At 65.7% G+C, this 19,398-nt stretch carries 15 protein-coding genes and 1 riboswitch; of the genes, 4 read left to right on the forward strand and 11 right to left on the reverse strand.

Annotated elements, in window-relative coordinates; all coding sequences use genetic code 11:
* The first annotated feature begins 105 nt into the window (after positions 1 to 105).
* Positions 106 to 363 carry a DUF2789 domain-containing protein gene (locus ACW6W5_RS11035; RefSeq protein WP_152152591.1) on the forward strand — a complete coding sequence of 86 codons (258 nt, stop codon included), beginning with the start codon at positions 106 to 108 and terminating at the stop codon, positions 361 to 363.
* Between the two features lie 93 nt (positions 364 to 456).
* Here ACW6W5_RS11035 and ACW6W5_RS11040 read toward each other — a convergent pair whose 3' ends face one another.
* The 5 genes from ACW6W5_RS11040 to ACW6W5_RS11060 all read right to left on the reverse strand — a co-directional run bounded on the left by ACW6W5_RS11040 (position 457) and on the right by ACW6W5_RS11060 (position 6,244).
* Positions 457 to 3,372, reverse strand: coding sequence for a TonB-dependent receptor (locus ACW6W5_RS11040; protein ID WP_152152593.1), 2,916 nt, complete (start codon positions 3,370 to 3,372; stop codon positions 457 to 459).
* A 173-nt stretch (positions 3,373 to 3,545) separates the two neighbouring features.
* Positions 3,546 to 4,520, reverse strand: a complete 975-nt coding sequence (locus ACW6W5_RS11045) for a FecR family protein (RefSeq protein WP_152152595.1) — start codon at positions 4,518 to 4,520, stop codon at positions 3,546 to 3,548.
* A gap of 110 nt (positions 4,521 to 4,630) precedes the next feature.
* Positions 4,631 to 5,131 carry an RNA polymerase sigma factor gene (locus ACW6W5_RS11050; RefSeq protein WP_121039566.1) on the reverse strand — a complete coding sequence of 167 codons (501 nt, stop codon included), beginning with the start codon at positions 5,129 to 5,131 and terminating at the stop codon, positions 4,631 to 4,633.
* A gap of 106 nt (positions 5,132 to 5,237) precedes the next feature.
* The gene (locus ACW6W5_RS11055; protein WP_121039569.1) at positions 5,238 to 5,714 is read right to left on the reverse strand and encodes a hypothetical protein; all 477 of its coding nucleotides are present in this window, start codon (positions 5,712 to 5,714) and stop codon (positions 5,238 to 5,240) included.
* A 35-nt stretch (positions 5,715 to 5,749) separates the two neighbouring features.
* A complete protein-coding gene (locus ACW6W5_RS11060; protein ID WP_147433868.1) occupies positions 5,750 to 6,244 on the reverse strand; it encodes a hypothetical protein in 495 nt (164 codons plus the stop codon).
* 259 nt (positions 6,245 to 6,503) lie between these two features.
* Here ACW6W5_RS11060 and ppa point away from each other — a divergent pair, with 259 nt between their 5' ends.
* Complete coding sequence (ppa, locus tag ACW6W5_RS11065; RefSeq protein ID WP_019183821.1) at positions 6,504 to 7,040, forward strand: inorganic diphosphatase; 537 nt, start codon at positions 6,504 to 6,506, stop codon at positions 7,038 to 7,040.
* Positions 7,041 to 7,194: 154 nt separating this feature from the next.
* Complete coding sequence (locus ACW6W5_RS11070; RefSeq protein ID WP_152152597.1) at positions 7,195 to 8,313, forward strand: HDOD domain-containing protein; 1,119 nt, start codon at positions 7,195 to 7,197, stop codon at positions 8,311 to 8,313.
* 56 nt (positions 8,314 to 8,369) lie between these two features.
* On the opposite strand, the gene ACW6W5_RS11075 is transcribed toward ACW6W5_RS11070, so the two are convergent.
* The 6 genes from ACW6W5_RS11075 to thiC all read right to left on the reverse strand — a co-directional run bounded on the left by ACW6W5_RS11075 (position 8,370) and on the right by thiC (position 17,913).
* Entirely contained in the window at positions 8,370 to 8,576 is a 207-nt protein-coding gene (locus ACW6W5_RS11075) for a hypothetical protein (protein WP_121039578.1), read from the reverse strand.
* A 170-nt stretch (positions 8,577 to 8,746) separates the two neighbouring features.
* Positions 8,747 to 11,605: a TonB-dependent receptor plug domain-containing protein gene (locus tag ACW6W5_RS11080; protein WP_183073698.1), complete on the reverse strand. Its 2,859-nt coding sequence runs from the start codon at positions 11,603 to 11,605 to the stop codon at positions 8,747 to 8,749.
* Positions 11,606 to 11,674: 69 nt separating this feature from the next.
* Positions 11,675 to 12,556, reverse strand: a complete 882-nt coding sequence (locus tag ACW6W5_RS11085) for a helix-turn-helix transcriptional regulator (RefSeq protein WP_121039584.1) — start codon at positions 12,554 to 12,556, stop codon at positions 11,675 to 11,677.
* Positions 12,557 to 12,669: 113 nt separating this feature from the next.
* Positions 12,670 to 15,009 carry a winged helix-turn-helix domain-containing protein gene (locus ACW6W5_RS11090; RefSeq protein ID WP_152152611.1) on the reverse strand — a complete coding sequence of 780 codons (2,340 nt, stop codon included), beginning with the start codon at positions 15,007 to 15,009 and terminating at the stop codon, positions 12,670 to 12,672.
* Between the two features lie 251 nt (positions 15,010 to 15,260).
* Positions 15,261 to 15,938, reverse strand: coding sequence for an ion channel (locus ACW6W5_RS11095; RefSeq protein WP_121039590.1), 678 nt, complete (start codon positions 15,936 to 15,938; stop codon positions 15,261 to 15,263).
* A 97-nt stretch (positions 15,939 to 16,035) separates the two neighbouring features.
* Positions 16,036 to 17,913 carry a phosphomethylpyrimidine synthase ThiC gene (gene thiC, locus ACW6W5_RS11100; protein ID WP_152152599.1) on the reverse strand — a complete coding sequence of 626 codons (1,878 nt, stop codon included), beginning with the start codon at positions 17,911 to 17,913 and terminating at the stop codon, positions 16,036 to 16,038.
* 141 nt (positions 17,914 to 18,054) lie between these two features.
* Positions 18,055 to 18,156, reverse strand: a riboswitch (TPP riboswitch).
* A gap of 290 nt (positions 18,157 to 18,446) precedes the next feature.
* Between thiC and ACW6W5_RS11105 the strand changes: the two genes are divergently transcribed.
* The coding region (locus ACW6W5_RS11105) for a BCCT family transporter (RefSeq protein WP_193222795.1) at positions 18,447 to 19,398 on the forward strand (952 nt) is incomplete at its 3' end.

Below are 19,398 nucleotides of genomic sequence, written 5' to 3' on the forward strand. Positions count from 1 at the left end.
TAACCCCAAGCCCATTGTCGCGCGGTCAGCGGTGCGACCGTCACATGCCACCGTCACGGCCTTGCCCCGATAATACGGACCACGCCCTGCCACTGGAATGACACGATGATCACCACCGAACCGCGCATGACCAATCTGTTCCTGCAGCTCGGCCTGGACGCCAGCGAGGCGGCGATTGCCGCCTTCATCCGCGATCACCAGCTGTCCAACGAGATCCGCCTGATCGAAGCGCCGTACTGGAACGACGGGCAGCGCCAGTTCCTGACCGAGCAGCTGCGCTCGGATGCCGAGTGGGCGATCGTGGTCGATGAGCTCAGCGAAGCCCTGCACGCCGATGCGACCGTACAGGCCAACGCGGGCTGAGCGATCGCGGGATGCCGATACCGGCCGCGCACCCTGTGTGCCGGCCGGATGCACGCAGGGGCCGGCAATGCCGGCCCCTGTGGTGTCGGGGCATCAGTAGCGGTAGGTGAGCGCCAGCCGCACGGTCCGGCCCGGTGCGGGCATCACGCCCAGCGCCAGCGGATCGAGGTAGTAACGATCGGTCAGGTTGTCCACGTTGAGGTCCACCGCGAACTGCTCGCTGGCCTGCCAGCTGGCGAACAGATCCACGATGGTCGCCGGGCGGTACAGCTGCTGGATCGCCGACAGACCGACGTTCCATTCCTTGTCCAGCTTGCTGATCGGGCCGGCGTTGTGGATCACCCGGGTACCGACGCTGAGGCGCTGGCCGAACAGGCGCGAGCCCAGGGTCAGGTTGACGTTGTAGCGCGGCGGGTTCTGGGTGTTGCTGTAGGAGCCTTCAAAGCCACCATCCACGCAGTCCGGGGTGTTCTTCAGCTCCTCGATCCTGCGCTGGATCCCGTAGGCGCGGCGCTCGGCGGCGATATCCGGCGCGCAGGTCTTGGCCTGGAGGTAGTAGTGCGCGGACAGATCGGCGAACACCGTGCCGCTGTCATAGCTGGACTGCAACTCCACGCCGGAGACCTTGAAACGGTCCACGTTGCGGATCAGACCGGCCGACAGGGTGCGGTAGTCGCGGGTGATCAGATCATCGATGCGTGTGTTGAAGTAGGCCAGCTTGAAGCCCGCCTGGTCGCCCTCGGTGAACAGATTGTGGCGTACCGTGCTCGCGCCGATTTCCCAGGTCCCTGCCCGCTCCGGCTTGAGCTCACCGGTGGGCTTGGCCGCGGTGAACAGGCCCAGCGTGGTTTCGAACAGGCTCGGCAGCTTCACGCCTTCGGCGTACTTCACATACACCATCGTGTCTTCGTCGAAGCGGTAGGCAACGCTGGCGCTGGGCATGAAGGCACTGTCGCGGCGACGGATCGGCTGCGACCAGGTCCAGCTGACCGGCACGCTCAGGTCTTCGGCGTCATCGGCGTCATAGAAGTTCCAACCGGTGATGTCACCGACCGTGCCCTTCTCATACGGCGAAGCCAGCAGCGAGGCCTCGGTGAACTGGCCATTGGCATCCGGATACCAGTTCAGCATGGCGATGCGCTTGGCGCGCCATGCCGGCAGGTTCGGGTTGCCATCCAGCAGCTGCGTGTAGCGGTACTGACCGATCACGCCGTAGGCGTCCGGCGTGGCCAGGCGGTTGCGGTCATGCACGTTGACGCGGTTGTAGCGGCCACCGACCACCACTTCCCAATGCTCGTCCGGCTGCCATTTGACCGAGGCCACCGCGCTGTATTCCTTGCGCTCGGCATTGCGCAGGAAGCGGTTGTTGACCAGGTCGTCGTGCATGACCGGCGAGTGCGGGCCGGGGCCGACGTCCTCATCGCTGAAGGACAGACCGTAGTCCAGCGTGAACAGCCCGGCGCCGGTATCCAGATGCGTGGTGTTGCCCACATCGAAGCCGAGCCGCGTCTGCGTCAGCTCATTGCGGTAGGCATCCTTGTAGCCCGGATCGGTATTGAACGACGGGCCGTCGTACCACTCGGTGCGGCGATCGAAGTACCACGGCGTGATGCCGGTCAGGCCGTTGTACATCAGGCTGTCGGCGTCGGTGTACCAGAGGTTGGCCTTCAGATCGATCAGCTCGTTGTCCGGGTTGAAGCGGTAGCGCAGGTTGTAGGCATCCATGTCGACATGGCCCGGATCCCACTGCGGTACGCGGTCACGGTCCACACGGATGATCTGCGAGGCCATGATTTCGCCGGCGGTGCCTTCATAGCGGCGGTAGCCGGCTTCCAGCGTCTGGTTGTCGTCGATGCGCCAAGTGCCCTTGAGCAGGAACGACTTCGAGCGCGAGGAGGTGTTGAACACCTCGGTATCCGGCGGATTCAACGGCGCCAAGGTGCGCCGGGTCTGCGGGAAATCGTCGTAGCCATGCTTGCCCGAGAAATAGTTGCCGTTCTCGCGCCATGCGTACGCCGCGACCAGGTCGAAACGATCCCAATGCTTGGCGGTGGCGATGTTGAAGAACTGGCTGCCCAGGGCGCTGCGGTCGGTACGCGGTGCGGCGTCATAGGCGGGCACGTTGTTGGCGCTGGCATTGGCCATGCCGGTGCGCACGCGCAGCCCGGCATCGCGGCCGTCGCGCAGCACGTCTTCGATCTTCAGCGTTTCCATCTCCACCACGCCGCCGATGCCACCGGAGGCGTTGACACCCAGGCTCGGGCCCTTGGTGATGGTGATGTTGGAGATCAGGTCCGGATCCAGATAGGTGCGCTGCGACTGGCCTGCGTAACCACGGTAGGTATCCATGGTGGACTGACCGCCGTCGATGATCACCGGGATGCGGCTCTGGCCCTGGATGCCGCGGATGTTCACGTCCAGCGCGTTGGCGGTACGCGGATCGCCCGCGGTGACGCCGGCCACGCCCTTGACGATGTCCGCGGTGGAGGTGCCGCGGAAGCGCTCGATGGTGGCGCGCGCGATGTAGGCACTGGAACCGGCCGTGCGGTACACCTCCAGCGCACGCTCGGCATCGCCGCCGCCCTCGATGCGGTCCCCGGCCACGCTCAGCGCGTCGGTGACGATCAGGCCATCGTCGTTGGCTGCCACGGCAGCGCGCTCCAGCGTGACCGCGTCCGGCCCGACCTGGCGCAGGCTCAGCCCGCTGCCCTGCAGCAGGCGCAGCAAGGCAGACTGCGCATCCATCTGCCCGGCCACCGCCGTGGAGGTCACGCCTTCGGCCAGCGCGGCCGGATAGGCGACCTGCACCCCGGACTGGCGCATGTACGTGCGCAGCGCATCGGACAGCGGCTGGGCGGGAATGTCGAACCGCAGCGTCGCCGCAGCGGGTACCGCGCTGGATTGGGCGAATGCCGGCAGGCCGGGCGCGGCCGCCAGGCCAGCAGTGAGCAAAGCGATGCAGAGACATGACGGGCGCGGACGATGGCCCGCGCGGGTGGAGATGCGCATGGAAAAACCTGTCAGAAGATCAGTGCCGCAGAGGCGGGTCACCCGCACGCGGGTGCGGATGCAGCGTACGTACGTGGCGGCGGCGGGTACGTTATGCCGGGTAAGACGAACGAACCGTGCGCAGCCCCAAGACCCGTGCGTGTACGTGATGCCACGACCACGGGCTCGCCGCGCTACTCCGCCGTGATGTTGGCCGGTGCCACGATCGCCACCCCCATTGGCAGCCGGGTGACGCGCAAGCCAGCGCTCACCGCCAGCGCGTCCAGTGCCTGCTCCGGCCGGTCGATGCGAAAGGCAGCGTTGACGGTCGGCAATGCGGACAGATCGCCGCGCACGAAGGTGGCGCCGGCGCGATAGCGCGCGATGCGCCGCACCGCTTCCTCGACCCCGGTCGCCTCGAGCAGCAGTTCGCCCTCGCGCCATGCGGCGATGCGGTCAAGGGCGACGTCCTGCTCCCGCACGACCCGCCCGCCCGGTGCAAAGCGCGCGCGCTGGCCCGCGTCGAGATATGTCCAGCCCGCCCGATCGGCCGCTGCGACCCGGACCCGTCCCTGCTCGACCCTCGTTTCCACGTGATCGTCTTCTCTGGCGACCGCGAACGCCGTGGAGATGTCTTCGATCACACCGCCCTGCGCCTCCACCTGGAACGGACGCGCCGGATCGGGCGTCACCTGGAACCAGGCGTGCCCGCGCAACAGCGCGATGCGGCGCACCTGCCCGTCGTACCGGACCGCGATGGCACTGTCGGCATCGAGCACGGCGCGGCTGCCATCGGGCAGCGCCACGGCCTGGATGCCCGTCCCGCTGCGGTGATCGGCCTGCAGCCGCAGCCACGCCTCCGGTGCCACCCACGCAAGCGCGAGCAGCGCCGCGCTGGCCACCCCGAACAGCGGCCACCGCGGCCGGCGCCGTGACCGTGTTGCCGCCGCGGCGGGCGCCGGTCGCGGCCCGAGGCTGCGCCACAACTGGCGCTCGTATTCGAACGTGCGGCGATTGTCAGGCTCGGCCAGCCACTGCTCGAAGGCCTGCATCTGCACCGGCTCGACCGCGCCGGACGCCAGCCAGGCAATCCAGGCACGGGCCTGGACGGCAGCAGGGTCGGACGGCGGCAAGGGTCGGGACATCGGCGGTTGTTCGTGCGGGCTCATGGCTGGCGGTGGATCGCGCGATCACGCGCGGACGAAGAAGATGCCGGAAGGGACGGCATTATGATCAAGACGGATGGGAAACGGGCTTCCCCAAGCCCAGGCGGTGCCGCTCAGCGCCCGTTGCGCGCCCAGGCCAATCGCTGCAGTGCACTGCGCACGTGGTTTTCCACGGTCGTCACGGACACGCCCTGACGTTTGGCGACCTCCACCTGGGTCATGCCCTGCAGGCGGTTGAGGCGGAAGATCGTGCGGGTCGGCTCGGGCAGGTGCTCCGCTGCGTCCAGCACGCGCTGCAGTTCGTCCTGCGCCATCGCCTGCTCTTCGGTTGAGAGCGCCTCCTCCGGGCCCCACAGGTAGTGCTCGGCCAACAGGCGCGTGCGGCGCGTGCGCTCACGCCCATGATCGGTCGCCAGGTTGGCAGCCAGCCGGTACAGATAGGCGCGCGGGTTGCTGATCGGTTGCCCGCTGTCCACGCCCCGGGCCTTGAACCAGATGGACTGGATCACATCCTCAGCGCCGCTGTCGCTGCCCAGAATGCGCTGCACCAGACGCAGCAGCGCCGGGCGTTCGCGGATCAACAGCTCGGTCAGGGTAGTGGCGTTGGTGGACATGGGCCGATGCACGAAGCGGGGCCGCAGGGACACGACAACCCGTAAGGCGCGGCATGTTACTCCGCAAATGAGAATCAGTCACGTTTGCAGATCGAGCGGGTGGGCCTCACAGGCACTCGGTCAGCCCGTCGTACATGCTGTCGGGCGTGCCCGGCAACGGGGCGTGCAGTGCCTGCCCCTGCTCCAGGGTCTGCAGCAACACAGGCAACTGCGTATTGGCCGCCAACGGCGCCCGGCAGGCCCAGGTCCGCGCATCGACCACGATCGCCCCGCTGGCGGCGTCGACGCGGGCGGTACTGCCGGTGAAGGTCCACACGCATTCCTCCACCCGCCCGCTGGCCGCCTCCACCGAGCAGCGGAAGCGCAGCGCCTGCAGGTTGTGGTACTCGCCCTCGCAGAACGTGTCGCCGCAGACGTCGTTGAAGCCCCCGACCAAGCGGGCTTCCACCGCACGGAAGCGCTCCCAGCCCACGGCCTGGGTCGGGTAGGTCCGCGCGTCGACGAAGGTCTCCGCGGTACGGCCGTCCATCGGGAGGCTGCAGACCGCCAGTACCAGCAGAGCGCTCGGGAAGATCGGTTTCATGGGTGTCTCCTGTACGGCGTTGGGGAAGCGCATGCTCAGTTGAGGCACTCGAACAGCGCGTCGTGCATGGATCGGTGTGTGCCCGGGAGCGGCCGGGTCAACGCGTCAGGTCGCCCGAGTGCGGCATGCAGTGCTTCCACGGAGGTATCGGGCGCCAGCGGCGCCACGCACGCCCAAGTCCGGCTGTCCGGCACTACCTCTCCGGTGGTCGGCTCCACTTCCAGGTTGCCCGCCGCGATGACCAGCACGCAGGACGCGACGCGTCCACTGGGCGCGTTTACCGAGCAGCGGAACTGCAGGACGACGTGGTTGCTGAACTCACCCTCGCAGTACGTATCGCCACACAGGTCATGGAACTCCCGGGTCAGATGATCCTGGAGATCGTAGAAGCGGTCCCAGTTGGCTTCGGTGTAGGGGAAGTCGACCAGATCCACGTACGGACCACTGCGGGCGCGGGCCTCCCCGGCCACCGCCGCGAGGGACAGGACGAGCGCCATCGACAGGCAGGCCATCCGATTTGTCAGGGTCATCACCATCCTCCAAGCGGGTTCGTGGCCATGATCGACCGCTCGGCCAGGCGCAACCATCGGCCCTCTGCCCGGGGCAGGGTCGGGATTGACGGCACTGCCCTGTGGCGGTCTGCCCACCCTCCCCCGCGCGCAGGGTGACCTTCCTGGCCCACGCCCGCTGCGGATCGACCGATCGGCGGCACGGCCGCTGCACGCTGGCCGCCAATGGGCCTAAAATGGCGGACTTTGCGCCCTACCCCCTCTCAGCTGGAGCACGACCATGGGTCTGGAACTCGTTTCGCCGGGCAAGAACCCGCCGGAAGAAATCAACGTCATCATCGAAATCCCGAAGGATTCCGAGCCGGTGAAGTACGAAGTGGACAAGGAAACCGGCGCGATCTTCGTCGACCGCATCCTCTCCACCCCGATGCGCTACCCGTGCAACTACGGCTATGTGCCGAGCACCCTGTGCGGCGATGGCGATCCGGCCGACGTGCTGGTGGTGCTGCCGCTGCCGCTGGTCCCGGGCTCGGTGGTGCGTTGCCGTCCGGTCGGCGTGCTCAAGATGAGCGATGAAGCCGGCAGCGACGAGAAGATCCTGGCCGTGCCGATCTCCAAGGTGTTCAGTGGCTATGCCCATGTCGAGGACATCGAGCAGGTGTCCAGCCACTGGCTGGAGCGCATCGGCCACTTCTTCGAGCACTACAAGGATCTGGAAAAGGGCAAGTGGGTCAAGCTGGATGGCTGGGGCGGCGCCGCCGAAGCCAAGAAGATCCTGGTCGAAGCGCACCAGCGCTACCTCGGCAACATCGCCTGAGACTGACCTGCGTCGCTCCGGCACACCGCTGCCGGAGCGATGCGCATCACGTTTTTTCAATGCGGCACATCACTATTCGTGCCGGATTGGGTACATTGCGTCTCTTCACACCGTCCACGGTGCGTTTCACCGTGGTCAGCCAGGGGACCGTGTCGTGCGCATTCTGCTTGTTGGGGACGAAGCCAGCCTGTCGGCTGAGCTGTTGGAATTCATTGCCGATCTTGGGGAAGAGTGGCAACCGCTGACCGCGACCGATGGCCAGAGCGCCATGGGCATCGTTGCCGGCTCGCCGGTGGATGCGGTGATCGTGTGCCCGCAGTTGCCCGATCTCAACGCCACCACGCTGCTCGGCCAGATCCGTACGCTGCGCCCTGAGACCATCCGTATCGCGCTGGTGGATGCCGAGCATGGCAACCGCCCGCCGCCGGCGCGCCTGATCGGCGTGGCCCACCGCTTCCTGCCGATGCCGCTGGCCCCGGAGGTCCTGCTCGAAGCCCTGACCAGCCTGGAAGAGCTGCGCGAACTGCTCGACAGCGCGCGCCTGCGCAGCGCCATCGGCCGGATCGAGAAGCTGCCCTCCCCGCCGCATCTGTACCTGACCCTGACCCAGGCGCTGGAACACGACGACGATACCAACACCGCCGACGTGGCCAAGCTGGTCGCGGCCGACCCGGCCATCGCGGCCAAGGTGCTGCAGCTCTCCAACTCGGCCTTCTTCAACAATGGCCGGATCATCTCCGACCTGCGCACCGCCGTGACCCGCCTGGGGCTGTCCACCCTGCGTGATCTGGTCCTGGCCAGCGAAGTGTTCTCCGCGCAGCCGCTGTCCGGTGCCGAGCGCAACTCGCTGCAGCAGCGCGCGCTGCTGGCCTCCCGCCTGGCCGCCAAGCTGTTGCCGGAGTCCAGCGCCGAACTGGGCGCCACCGCGGCCCTGCTGGCCGACATCGGGCTGCTGCTGCCGGGCGTACGCAACGAACGCAGCGCCGAAGACCCGGCAGAGAATCGCCCGGGTCACGCCGAGGCAGGCGCCTACCTGCTGGGGCTGTGGGGCCTGCCGATGCCGATCATCGAGGCGGTGGCCTTCCACCTGCAGCCGCAGCGCTCGAACACCCGCAGTTTCTGGGTGACCGGTGCGGTGCACGTAGCACTGGCGCTGATCAATGGCGATCCGGTGGACGAGGAGTATCTGCAGCGGGCCGGCGTGCTCAACAAGCTGCCGCAGTGGCGCGATCACGCCAACGCACTGATGGGGCTGGTCGCCAGCGACGCCTGAGTGTGAGGTGGAACGTTCTCAAAGGATGGCGCGCCCTGTGGCGCGCCATCGTCGTTTCAGCGCTGCGGACAGGCGTCCAGCACGCAATCACGCCAGAGGCGCTCACACATGGCAGCCGAGCGGCCCTCGGCCAGGCATTCGGCACGGACGCCTTCGCAGTAGCGCCCTCCTGCGCAGATGATCAGGCTGGGCGATGCACTGGCGCCAAGCGCGAGGGACGCAAGGAACACGGCCGAAAATTTCTGAGCGAGCGTCATTTTCATATCGATCTCTCAATCGTCCAAGATTGGACCGATTGACGGTATCAACTGAATTTCCACTCGAAACGTGAGGCGGATCACCCTTCACTGAAACTCAGAGTTTCCTTACCCACAACGCAAAGAGGGCGGACCTTGCGGTCCGCCCTCCTTTTTTACGCCATTGCTTCGATGGATCAGAAGCGCTGGGTGTACTTCAGGTAGTAGAACCGACCGATGTCGAAGCCGCCGTAGTAGGAGAAGCTCGAGTTCGGCTGGCTGTACATCACCGGGCCTTCGTGGTTGAACACGTTGTTCGCGCCTGCCGAGATGGTGGCATCCCACGGGGTGGTGTAACGCACCTGCAGGTCATGGAACGTGTTCGAACCGGTGTTGCGCACCGGGATCGCCAGCGTATAGGCCGACGAGTAGCTCGGGTTGTTGCACTCCGGGCCGCCTTCGCGATCGTAGGCGCACTCTTCCTTCAGGCCGGAGTAGTAACGCATGCCCCAGTTGACGCCGAAGTTGCCCAGGCTCCAATCGATGTTCAGGTTGGAACGCACGCGGAAGTTGCCGCCCCAGTCGCCCGTGCCCCAGCCAGTGTGCTGCTCGACAGCGGTTTCAGCTTCGTTGTCGCGCTTGTACTCGAGGTAGTCCACATACGTGGTCTTCCAGTCGATGACGACATTGCCGAAGGACAGTTCCGGCAGACGGTAACGGATACCCAGATCGTAACCTGCGGTTTCCTGGTAGCCGCCGTTGATCAGCGTACGGGTCACGTCGACGACCTGACCGGAGTCGGTGTCACGGGTGACTCGGTCACAGGCGTTGGCGTTGTTCAGCACGTAGCACTGGTTGAGGATCGAGGTGACCGACTCTGCCGCGATGACGTTGTCGATGCGGATCTTCCACCAGTCCAGGCTGACATCCAGGCCCTGCACGAAGTTCGGGCTGTAGACCAGGCCGACCGTCCAGGTCTTGGAGGTTTCCGGCAGCAGACCATCATTGGAGCCGGACAGGTACGGGTAGTTCGACTGTGCGCCCGGGCCGGTGGCATCGATGCCACCGGACGCTTCCTGACGGAAGTTGGCCGGCACGGCACCGCCGCAGCGGGCGGCGACGTCGGGGTTGCGCACGGCTGCACCGAAGGAGGTGTCGCACGGGTCGGTGTACTTGTCGAAGCTCTGCGAGGTGCCACCGTACAGGTTGGCCACGGTCGGCGCACGGAAGCCAGTGGCATAGGTGCCACGGACCAGCAGGTCGTCGATCGGCTTCCACTTCAGGCCGAACTTGGAGTTGAACGTGTCACCGAAGGTGTTGTAGTCCGAGTAACGGCCGGCCATATCGACCGACAGTTCCTTGGCGAACGGCAGATCGGCGAGGATCGGCACATTCAGTTCCAGGTAGAACTCGTCCAGCTTGTAGCCACCGGCGGTCGGCGCACCGGCCAGGTCGGTGCTCAGGCCCGACTGCAGCAGCGCATCCGGGTTGTACTCGGCTTCTTCTTCGCGGTGCTCGTAGCCGGTCGCGAAGGACAGGTCGCCGGCCGGCAGGGTCACGATGGCGCCGCTCAGGTTGGCGCTGTAGACCTTGCTGGTGGTCAGCGAGGTGTCGTGGGTCGGCAGGAACAGGTACTTCTGCAGGTCCGGGTTGGACAGCGAACCGTCGGCGGTGGAGCCGTACGGCAGCAGCGGGTTCCACGGGGTGCAGCCGGCGATCGGAGCCGCTGCGGTACCGCACTGGGCAACACCGTTCGCATCCAGGTACGACGGACCCACGGCATTCTTCACGTTCGGAATGAACAGATTGCCGGTGCCGGTCTTGACGCCCTTGTTGCGGTTGTAGACGTAGCCCACATCCCAGTCGAAGTACTTGTCGGCGAACTCGAACGAGCCTTCCAGACCGCCGCTGAAGCGGAAGGTGTTGAGCTCGGACTTGGTCTGACGCGGCACTTCCCACGTACGACGCATGAAATCAACGTCGGTATCGAGCGGATTGAAGACGCTGTTGGCGTCCATCTGGGTGTCGTAGGCAGCCGAACGGTACGGATAGCCGGCGATCTGCTGCAGCGCTTCGCGTTCGGTGTACAGGACGCTGGCGGTACCGCGGATGTTGTCGGTGAAATCGAACTGGCCGTTGGAGAAGACCGAACGACGCTTGATGCCGGTCGACAGGAACATCTGCTGCGACGGGTTGGACAGATCGGCGTTGCCCAGCTCGTGGTAGTCGCCGAAGTTGTTCGAGGCGCCGCCCGGGTTCAGGACGTAGTTGCCATCATCGGTAACCAGCACGCCCTTCTCGGTGATCGCGCTCCAGCCGTTGGTGTCCTCATCGGTCGGCACCGGATGGCGGTAACCGTTGGCCGAGGCGCTGTAGCGACGGTTCTTGGCCAGAACCGGCTTTTCTTCGCTGTACTCGGCGCCGAGGGTGATCGAGCCGCGATCGCCGGTCTGGCCGTAGACGAAGTTGTAGGTGGTCTTGTCGCCGTCGCCCTGGCCGTACTGGCCCTTGTAGACGCTGGCTTCCAGGCCGTCGAAGTTCTTGCGGGTGATGATGTTCACCACGCCGGCGATCGCGTCGGAACCGTAGATCGCCGAAGCGCCATCGGTCAGGACTTCGATGCGCTCCACGACCGAGGTCGGGATCGAGGCGAGGTCGGTGTAACCGCCGGAGCTGACGCCCATGCGCTTGCCGTCGAGCAGCACCAGGGTGCGCTCCGGGCCGAGGTTGCGCAGGTCGACGTACTGGCCGCCAACTTCTTCACCCGAGGACAGCGCATCGGCGCGGCTGATGGCCGGCGAGCCGGTGGCCGACAGGTTCTGGACGATGTCGGCGACGCTGGTGAAGCCCTGCTTCTCGATGTCGGCGCGCTGCAGCGCGATCACCGGCTGGGCGGTCTCGGTGCTGGCCTGACGGATACGTGAGCCGGTGACCTGGATGCGGTCCAGGTCGGTCGTGCCGCTTGCTTCCTGCGCCGAAGCAAAGGCCGGCGTCAGGGCAAGCGCAATGCCGGCGGGCAGAAGGCCCAGCCGCACTGCGGGAGTACGAAAATTCATTTATCTCTCCGAGGTACGTTAGTAGCGTGTTAAAAACGCCTCGGAAAGTTACGATTGCGTTGCAGTGAATTATTTGCGTGAGACAACCGAAGACTTTGCCGACTCTGGCGAGAGATTCGCACCGGCCTCACGATAGCGTGACGCGGACAGTCCGAAGCGGGCTCGAAACGCCCGTGCAAAGCTGCAGCAGTTGTCAAATCCACTCGCTGCCGCCACCTCGCCGACCATCATGTCCGTATCGCGCAGCAGATCGGCGGCGCGCTCCAGGCGCAGGCGGGCGGAAAGCGATTGCGGGCTTTCCGCGTAGAGGCTCTGGAACGTCTTGGACAGGTACCAGCTGGAGAAATTGGTCAGTTCGGCCAGTTCACCAATGCGCACGACACGGTGGCTGTTGCCCTCGAGGTACAGACGGGCGCGCTGCATGCGTCCGAAGACTTGGCGTTTGCGGCTGCGTGAGCGCCCCGGGCAGCGCTGCACGCCAGTCGCCATGCCCTGCTGCAGGGCGGCCAGATGCAGCAGCACCGGGCGCAGGGCCTGGGTAGGATGGCCGGTGGCCAGGACGTCACGCCACAGGCGCAGGGCGACGCGGGCGTCGCTGCGGCTCATGCTGCCGCGACCCGCGTAGAGACTGCAGTCGGTGAGCTCACCCAGGGCGCGCAGCGCGTCCGGCGCCAGGCTCAGCCCGATGCACAGACCGTCGCGGCCGGCCTGGACCATGGGGCGCGATTCCTTCTCGAAGGCGATCCACTCACGCTGGCGCAAGCGGAACCGCCCTTCCTTGGACTCGACCCACGCGCTGCCACGCAACTGGATCCACACAGTGAAGGTCGTCCCAGGACTTTGCAGACTGCCCAACCGGGCCACACCCAGACAGGTTGGCAAGGGACCGTCGTCGACGACCTTGTCCAGGGAGAGCGCTTGACCGCGATCGGCCAGGGAGAGCTGACGCATGACTTCACCGAGAGTTTGCCTTTGCTGGCCTGCAGTCTTGCCAAATCAGGCCGCTGCCTCAGGAAGTCCTGGCGAGATTGATACGAATTCGAGACGAGAACGCCACGAAGAAGTTACGAAGGGTTTTTTGTTTTCAAAATCATGGACTTGACGAACCCCGGAAACAACGACGGTACGCGCTCGGGGAGCGACATCACCCCGATGTCGGTGCCATCGGCCACCGCCAGGGCCACATACAGGGCCTCCCCGCCGGGTCCTGCGCTGAATCCATTGCTGGCGCTGAGGCGGCCTGCATCCAGGCAATGCTCCTGATCGGCGATCGGCTGGGCAATCCGGGTGAACACCGTGGCGCAATCGGATCGATTGGAGAGATAGTCGATCGCCCCCTGCGCGGACACGGTCCAGGTGCGATAGCGCCAGCGCGTGGGGCGGTCTTCGCTGATCTGGCGGATGCTCTGCGAACTCAGCGAAGCGTCGGCCTGCCACAGCCCCCCCGCCGAGAGCCGGGTAAACAACACGCGCTCGCCTGCGACGTCATAACGCGCCTGGGAAACGCCCTCGATGCTGCCGATGAGTCGCCAAGGGGTCAGGCTGCGATCGAACAACGACAGACGCATCCGCTCATCACGGTCGCGCTCCACCACCAGGACCTGCAGCGGATCCCTGCCATACAGCGCCTGCAATGGCTGGCGCACCGGGACGGGCAGACGCACGGTCTGCTCATCGCGCGGGGAGACCTCATAGATCCCGGGGTTGGCATGCTCATCGCGCCCCAATACCAGCACGCGCTTGCCGTCATGCGACCAGTCCGAGGCCTGGCGCGCTTCGGGCCTGAGGCCCTCGATCGGACGCAAGGACTCCGGCCGCTGCAGATCCGCCCACCACAGTGCATAGCTGCCCGAGCGGTCCGAAGAAAACACGATCTGTTGACCGTCCGGAGACACCATGGGCTGCGAGTCACGTCCTCCCGAGGGGAACAGGCGCTGCGGCACACCCAGCGCGCCAGCTTCCACAGGCACCCGGAACAGGCCGAACTGGGGGCGCCGGTGTACGAAGGCGAGCATGTCGTTCGCCCGGGACACGGTGGGGGACTGCGCATCGTCCAGACCGACGTCGCGCAGGACACGCGTATCGGTATCGAGCTCATACAGGCGCGATTCGCTGTCGACCCGGCGGCCGAACACGATATGGCGGCTGTCGCCGCGCCAGGCCCAGCCCCGGATCTCCGCCGAGTCATCGGTCAGCTGCTCCGGGCTGCCCCCCCCAGCCGGCATGCGCCACAGATCGCCGATCTGCGGATTGCGCACGAACACGATCCAGCGCCCATCCGGCGAGTACCGCGGGGCATATTCGAAGTTGTCGCTGCCTATATCGTATTGGAGCGGCTGCCAGCGTCCGCTGGCGATGTCCAGGGTGCGGATGCCGCGCTGCGCATACCGGCCGGACAGCGAGCCGAAGACCAGGCCGCGACCATCCGGGGTCCAGTCGAAGCTGAGCAGCTCAGTGCCGTCGCAACGGGTCACGTGACGCACCGCCCCACCCGTCGCACTGGCGATCAGCACCTCGCAGCTTTCGGCCGGACCGAACCGGGCGAACGCGATCTCACGGCCATTGGGCGACCAGCTCGGGAAGCGGTCGGACATGCCTGGGGGCGGCTCGACCAGCAGGCGTGCCGGCGTGTTACCGGAGGTCTGCACCTTGATGACGCTGCCCGGTCGGCTGGGCACATCGGCTTCATAGGCGATCTGCGACCCATCCGGAGACAGCGTGGGATAGGTTTCAAATCCTGCCGTGGCGGTAATCAGGCGATACGGGCGTTGAGGACTACCAATCACCCGCGTGCCATCCTCCACCGCGGCCTCGACCGCTGAGGCCGGCGGATCGCGTTGCATCAGCAGGGCTGCCATCACCAGCAGCGCCACCAGCATCACCAGCCCGACGACCATCACCGCGTAGCGGCGAATGCGCCGCCGACGGCGTTTGATCGGGTCTTGCGGAGGCCGCGCATGCGGCAGTGCCGCCGGTACGTGCGCGGCGGCGAGCACGCCCGTGGAGGCCGGCTGCAGCTCGGGCTCGAGCAGCAACACAGGTGCGGCATCCTCGACCACGCTGACCGGCATCAGCAGGCGGTAACCGGTCTTGGCAATGGTCTCGATATAGGGTTCGGCCGCATCGTCATCAGTGGCGAAGGCCTTGCGCAGCTGGGTGACCGCCTGGGTCAGCACGTCGTTGGTCGGCAGCGTGTCCGGCCAGACCTCCGCGAACAATTCATCGCGGGTGACCACCGCCCCTGGAGAACGCAGCAGCGCCTTGAGAACACCCAATGCTTTGGGTGTCAGTCGACGTGGACGACGCATGCCTTCGCTCATCACTTCCCGCGAGGAGAGAGTGACGATGAAATCGCCGATCTGAATCACATCGGCGGAAGGGCGCTCACTGTCGTTGCTGATCATCCAGGACACGAGGAAAATACAAAAAACCACTGGAATTCACACGGTCGCCGCAATAGATACCGCCAGACGAACCGCCAGATTCCGCACACGCCATCGGCGCAAACCGCAAAACCACCGAGGCGCGCGAATACTAGCCTATGCCGGTTAACCGCGCCTGTGCGTGCGGCCGACAACAGGCTCTCTCTCGCCGATGAATTCACATAAATTGCGTCAACATTCGCGCCTTCTGGCGCGAATTTTTTATGTTTTATTCAGTTTCGTGCACGGGTCAGCATGGTCAGTCCCACCAGCCGCGAGACCACCAAAGCCACGTACATCACGCCTGCGAACTGCTCCAGCATCACCAGCGCGCGCGCCTGTGAATGGATGGGCACCACATCGCTCAAGCCGACCCCGGACAGCAAGCTGAAGCTCAGATAAAGCAACTCCATCCAGGTCCGCAGTTCGCTCTCGCTGGTCGCCACGAAACTGCCCGGGTACCACTGCTGGCACACCGCGAACGCGAAGGCGAATGCCCACGCCAACAGCGTGAAGGTGGCCCCCGCCGCGAACAACTCGTCGCGGGTCACCTTGTGGTCCTGCAGCATGTAGGCGATCAGGCTGCCAGCCGTATAGAAGTACAGCAGGCATTCGAGCAGCTGCGCAGTGGTGACCAGCGCCGGGCGGTCCAACAGAGCACCGGAGATGGAGAACACCACCGAGGGGATCGCCAGCACCAGCGCCACCCACATGCCGAGCGGGCTGCGCCGTACCACCCACAAGGCCAGGCCGAGCACGGCGATGCCGAACGCACCAAACAGCGCGCGACTGGCGCCGGCCTCGTCCATTGCCGGATACAGCAGCACGCCGAGCAGTTGCACGGCCAACAGCCAGGCAGAGGGATGCCGGCGCGCGATGGCCAGCCATTTGGTGCTGCGTGCTATCGCCATCGTCGTCCCCGCCCCTGCCTGGTCGCGCCGAGCTTAGCTGGAATCACGCCGCCGGCGGATGATGGCCGTGGCGGCGCGCCCCGCCACGGCCGGCGCCTCATTCCTGGCGATACACCTGCGCCCCGAGATCCCGGAACTGCGCGGACTTCTCGGCCATGCCGGCCTCCAACGCCTGCTGCGCATCCAGGCCCTGCCCCGCCGCATAGTCACGCACATCCTGGGTGATCTTCATCGAACAGAAGTGCGGGCCGCACATCGAGCAGAAGTGGGCGAGCTTGTGCGCATCCTTGGGCAGCGTCTCGTCATGGAATTCCTTGGCCTTCTCCGGATCCAGCCCAAGGTGGAACTGGTCCTCCCAGCGGAATTCAAAACGCGCCTTGCTCAACGCGTTGTCGCGGACCTGCGCGCCGGGGTGGCCCTTGGCCAGGTCCGAGGCGTGGGCGGCAATGCGGTAGGCCATGATGCCGTCGCGCACGTCCTGGCGGTTGGGCAGGCCCAGGTGTTCCTTCGGGGTGACATAGCAGAGCATCGCGGTGCCGTACCAGCCGATCATGGCCGCACCGATCGCACTGGTGATGTGGTCGTAGCCCGGCGCGATATCGGTGGTCAGCGGGCCCAGCGTATAGAACGGTGCTTCACCACACTCGCGCAGCTGCTTGTCCATGTTTTCCTTGATCAGCTGCATCGGCACGTGGCCGGGGCCTTCGATCATGGTCTGCACATCATGCTTCCACGCGATCTTCGTCAGCTCGCCCAGTGTCTCCAGTTCACCGAACTGCGCGGCATCGTTGGCATCGGCGATACAGCCCGGGCGCAGGCCGTCGCCCAGCGAGAAGGTCACGTCGTAGGCCTTCATGATCTCGCAGATGTCCTCGAAGTGCGTGTAGAGGAAGTTCTCCTTGTGATGGGCCAGGCACCACTTGGCCATGATCGAGCCACCGCGCGAGACGATGCCGGTCACGCGCTTGGCGGTCAGCGGCACGTAGCGCAGCAGCACGCCGGCGTGGATGGTGAAATAGTCCACGCCCTGCTCGGCCTGCTCGATCAGCGTGTCGCGGAAGATCGCCCAGTTCAGCTCCTCGGCGCGGCCATCGACCTTCTCCAGGGCCTGGTAGATCGGCACGGTGCCGATCGCCACCGGCGAGTTGCGCACGATCCACTCACGCGTTTCATGGATGTGCTTGCCGGTGGACAGGTCCATCACGGTGTCGCCGCCCCAACGGATCGCCCAGACCAGCTTTTCCACTTCCTCGGCAATGCCCGAGGACACCGCACTGTTGCCGATGTTGGCGTTGATCTTGGTCAGGAAGTTGCGGCCGATGATCATCGGTTCGCTTTCCGGGTGGTTGATGTTGTTGGGTAGCACCGCACGGCCGCGGGCGATCTCATCGCGGACGAACTCGGGGGTGATGACCCTGGGGATCGAAGCACCAAAGGACTCGCCGGGATGCTGCTTCAGCAGTGCGGCGTCGCGGATCGCATCGAGGCGCTGGTTCTCGCGGATCGCCACGAACTCCATTTCCGGCGTGATGATGCCGCGGCGTGCGTAGTGCATCTGGGTGACATTGGCGCCTGCCTGTGCACGGCGTGGCTGCAACCGCGCGGGGAAGCGCACCGCATCCAGGCGGGCATCGGTTTCACGCGAGCGGCCGAACACCGAGCTCAGGCCCTCCAGCACCTCGGTATCGCCACGCTCGGCCACCCAGGCGGCGCGCAGTGCGGGCAGGCCGGCGGAGAGGTCGATGGCGACCCCCGGATCGGTATACGGGCCGGAGGTGTCGTACACGGTGACCGGCGCGTTCTCTTCGCCACCGAACAAGGTGGGCGTGCGGGTCAGCGTGATCTCGCGCATCGGCACCTGCAGGTCGCTGCGCGAGCCCTGCACGTGGATCTTGTGCGAGCCGGGAATCGGCCGCGTGACCGATTCGGAGAGTTGCTGGGCCTGTTGCTGCAGGGCGGAGAGCTGTGCGTTCATCAAGGCATCGTCCTAGGTTCAATCCCCGCACAGGGACTGTGCGGTTCTATGCGAGGGATTCGCATGGGAGGGACGAAACGGCGGCGCTCGACGGACGGATCGCGGGCGGTCTCCGGGCACGGTGGCCCTACGGCGCAATGCATCTGCAGATGCGAAGCTTCCCTACGCCGGTATCAACCGGATCAGGTTCGAAGGGACTGTCTCAACCTTGGCCACTGGGCCGCGGTACCCCCGCTTCGGGGCGAATTAGAGCACAAAGCAGCGCGCAGGGGCGCACCGCCAAGCCGCACACCAACGTGATCGGCCTGTGCATGTGAACAGAGCACCGACACGCCATGCACTACCATGCTGCAGCGCGGTATGCGGTGCGGTCAGGGGGTAGCCTCCCGATCGCGTGCACACCGCGCTCTGCTCGACGCCATTGACGTCCGTACTGACCGGCCTCGACCGGCTTGATCCGCCCCAGTCGTTGCCGTTGCGCCGCTGGAGATTGCAAGCCTCGGCTCGCCCCTACTGATCGGAGACACGCCAGCATGGTGTTCCGCATTTCCATCGCACTGGTCGCACTGCTGGTGCTGATCGCCGGCCTCGCGCCGGGCCCCTTCAACGAGGTCGTCCAGAGCGGCCTGTCCACCATCATCCGCAGTACCGGCTGGCTGTATCTGCTGGTGGTGTTCATCACGCTGTCGTTCCTGATGTACCTGGCCTTCGGCCGCTTCGGTTCGCTGCGCATCGGCGGCGAGGATGCCGAGCCTGATTTTTCCAACGCCAGCTGGATGTCGATGTTGTTCGCCGCCGGCATGGGCATCGGCCTGGTGTTCTGGGGCGCGGCCGAGCCGATCTCGCACTTCGTGAAGCCACCGGAAGGGCTGGCCCCGCAGAGCATGGAGGCGGCGCGCGCGTCGATGCGCTATGCGTTCTTCCATTGGGGCCTGCACCCGTGGGCGATCTATGCGCTGATCGGCCTGGCGATGGCCTGGTTCCAGTTCAACCGCAACGGCCGCGGGCTGATCAGCGATCTGCTGCAGCCGATCATCGGCGCGCATCACCGCGGCTGGATGGGCACGGTGGTCAACGTCGCCGCGGTGGTCGCCACGGCGATCGGTGTGGCCACGACGCTGGGCTTCGGCACGATCCAGATCGCGGCCGGCCTTGAGCGCGTGTTCGGTATCCAGGCCTCGGTACCCGTGCAGTTGACCATCATCGCGGTGGCGTTCGTGCTGTACATGGCCTCCACCACCAGTGGCGTGCACCGCGGCATCAAGTGGCTCTCGAACTTCAACCTCGGCCTGGCGGCATTGTTGCTGGCGCTGATCCTGGTGCTCGGGCCGACCGGCTTCATCTTCGATACGTTCACCACCACGATCGGTTCCTACCTCAATTCACTGGTGACGATGAGCCTGCGGATGTCGCCGTTCTCGGGCAGCACATGGGTGGCAGACTGGACGATCTTCTACTGGGCGTGGTGGATCGCGTGGGCGCCGT

Source organism: Stenotrophomonas sp. IS26 (assembly GCF_054188265.1).

Coding starts and splice junctions, on each gene's coding strand:
- ACW6W5_RS11080 (WP_183073698.1), bottom strand. CDS start 11,605: ATGAATTTTCGTACTCCCGCAGTGCGGCTGGGCCTTCTGCCCGCCGGC.
- ACW6W5_RS11060 (WP_147433868.1), bottom strand. CDS start 6,244: ATGACCCTGACAAATCGGATGGCCTGCCTGTCGATGGCGCTCGTCCTG.
- ACW6W5_RS11035 (WP_152152591.1), top strand. CDS start 106: ATGATCACCACCGAACCGCGCATGACCAATCTGTTCCTGCAGCTCGGC.
- ppa (WP_019183821.1), top strand. CDS start 6,504: ATGGGTCTGGAACTCGTTTCGCCGGGCAAGAACCCGCCGGAAGAAATC.
- ACW6W5_RS11050 (WP_121039566.1), bottom strand. CDS start 5,131: ATGTCCACCAACGCCACTACCCTGACCGAGCTGTTGATCCGCGAACGC.
- thiC (WP_152152599.1), bottom strand. CDS start 17,913: ATGAACGCACAGCTCTCCGCCCTGCAGCAACAGGCCCAGCAACTCTCC.
- ACW6W5_RS11055 (WP_121039569.1), bottom strand. CDS start 5,714: ATGAAACCGATCTTCCCGAGCGCTCTGCTGGTACTGGCGGTCTGCAGC.
- ACW6W5_RS11045 (WP_152152595.1), bottom strand. CDS start 4,520: ATGAGCCCGCACGAACAACCGCCGATGTCCCGACCCTTGCCGCCGTCC.
- ACW6W5_RS11095 (WP_121039590.1), bottom strand. CDS start 15,938: ATGGCGATAGCACGCAGCACCAAATGGCTGGCCATCGCGCGCCGGCAT.
- ACW6W5_RS11040 (WP_152152593.1), bottom strand. CDS start 3,372: ATGCGCATCTCCACCCGCGCGGGCCATCGTCCGCGCCCGTCATGTCTC.
- ACW6W5_RS11075 (WP_121039578.1), bottom strand. CDS start 8,576: ATGAAAATGACGCTCGCTCAGAAATTTTCGGCCGTGTTCCTTGCGTCC.
- ACW6W5_RS11090 (WP_152152611.1), bottom strand. CDS start 15,009: ATGATCAGCAACGACAGTGAGCGCCCTTCCGCCGATGTGATTCAGATC.
- ACW6W5_RS11085 (WP_121039584.1), bottom strand. CDS start 12,556: ATGCGTCAGCTCTCCCTGGCCGATCGCGGTCAAGCGCTCTCCCTGGAC.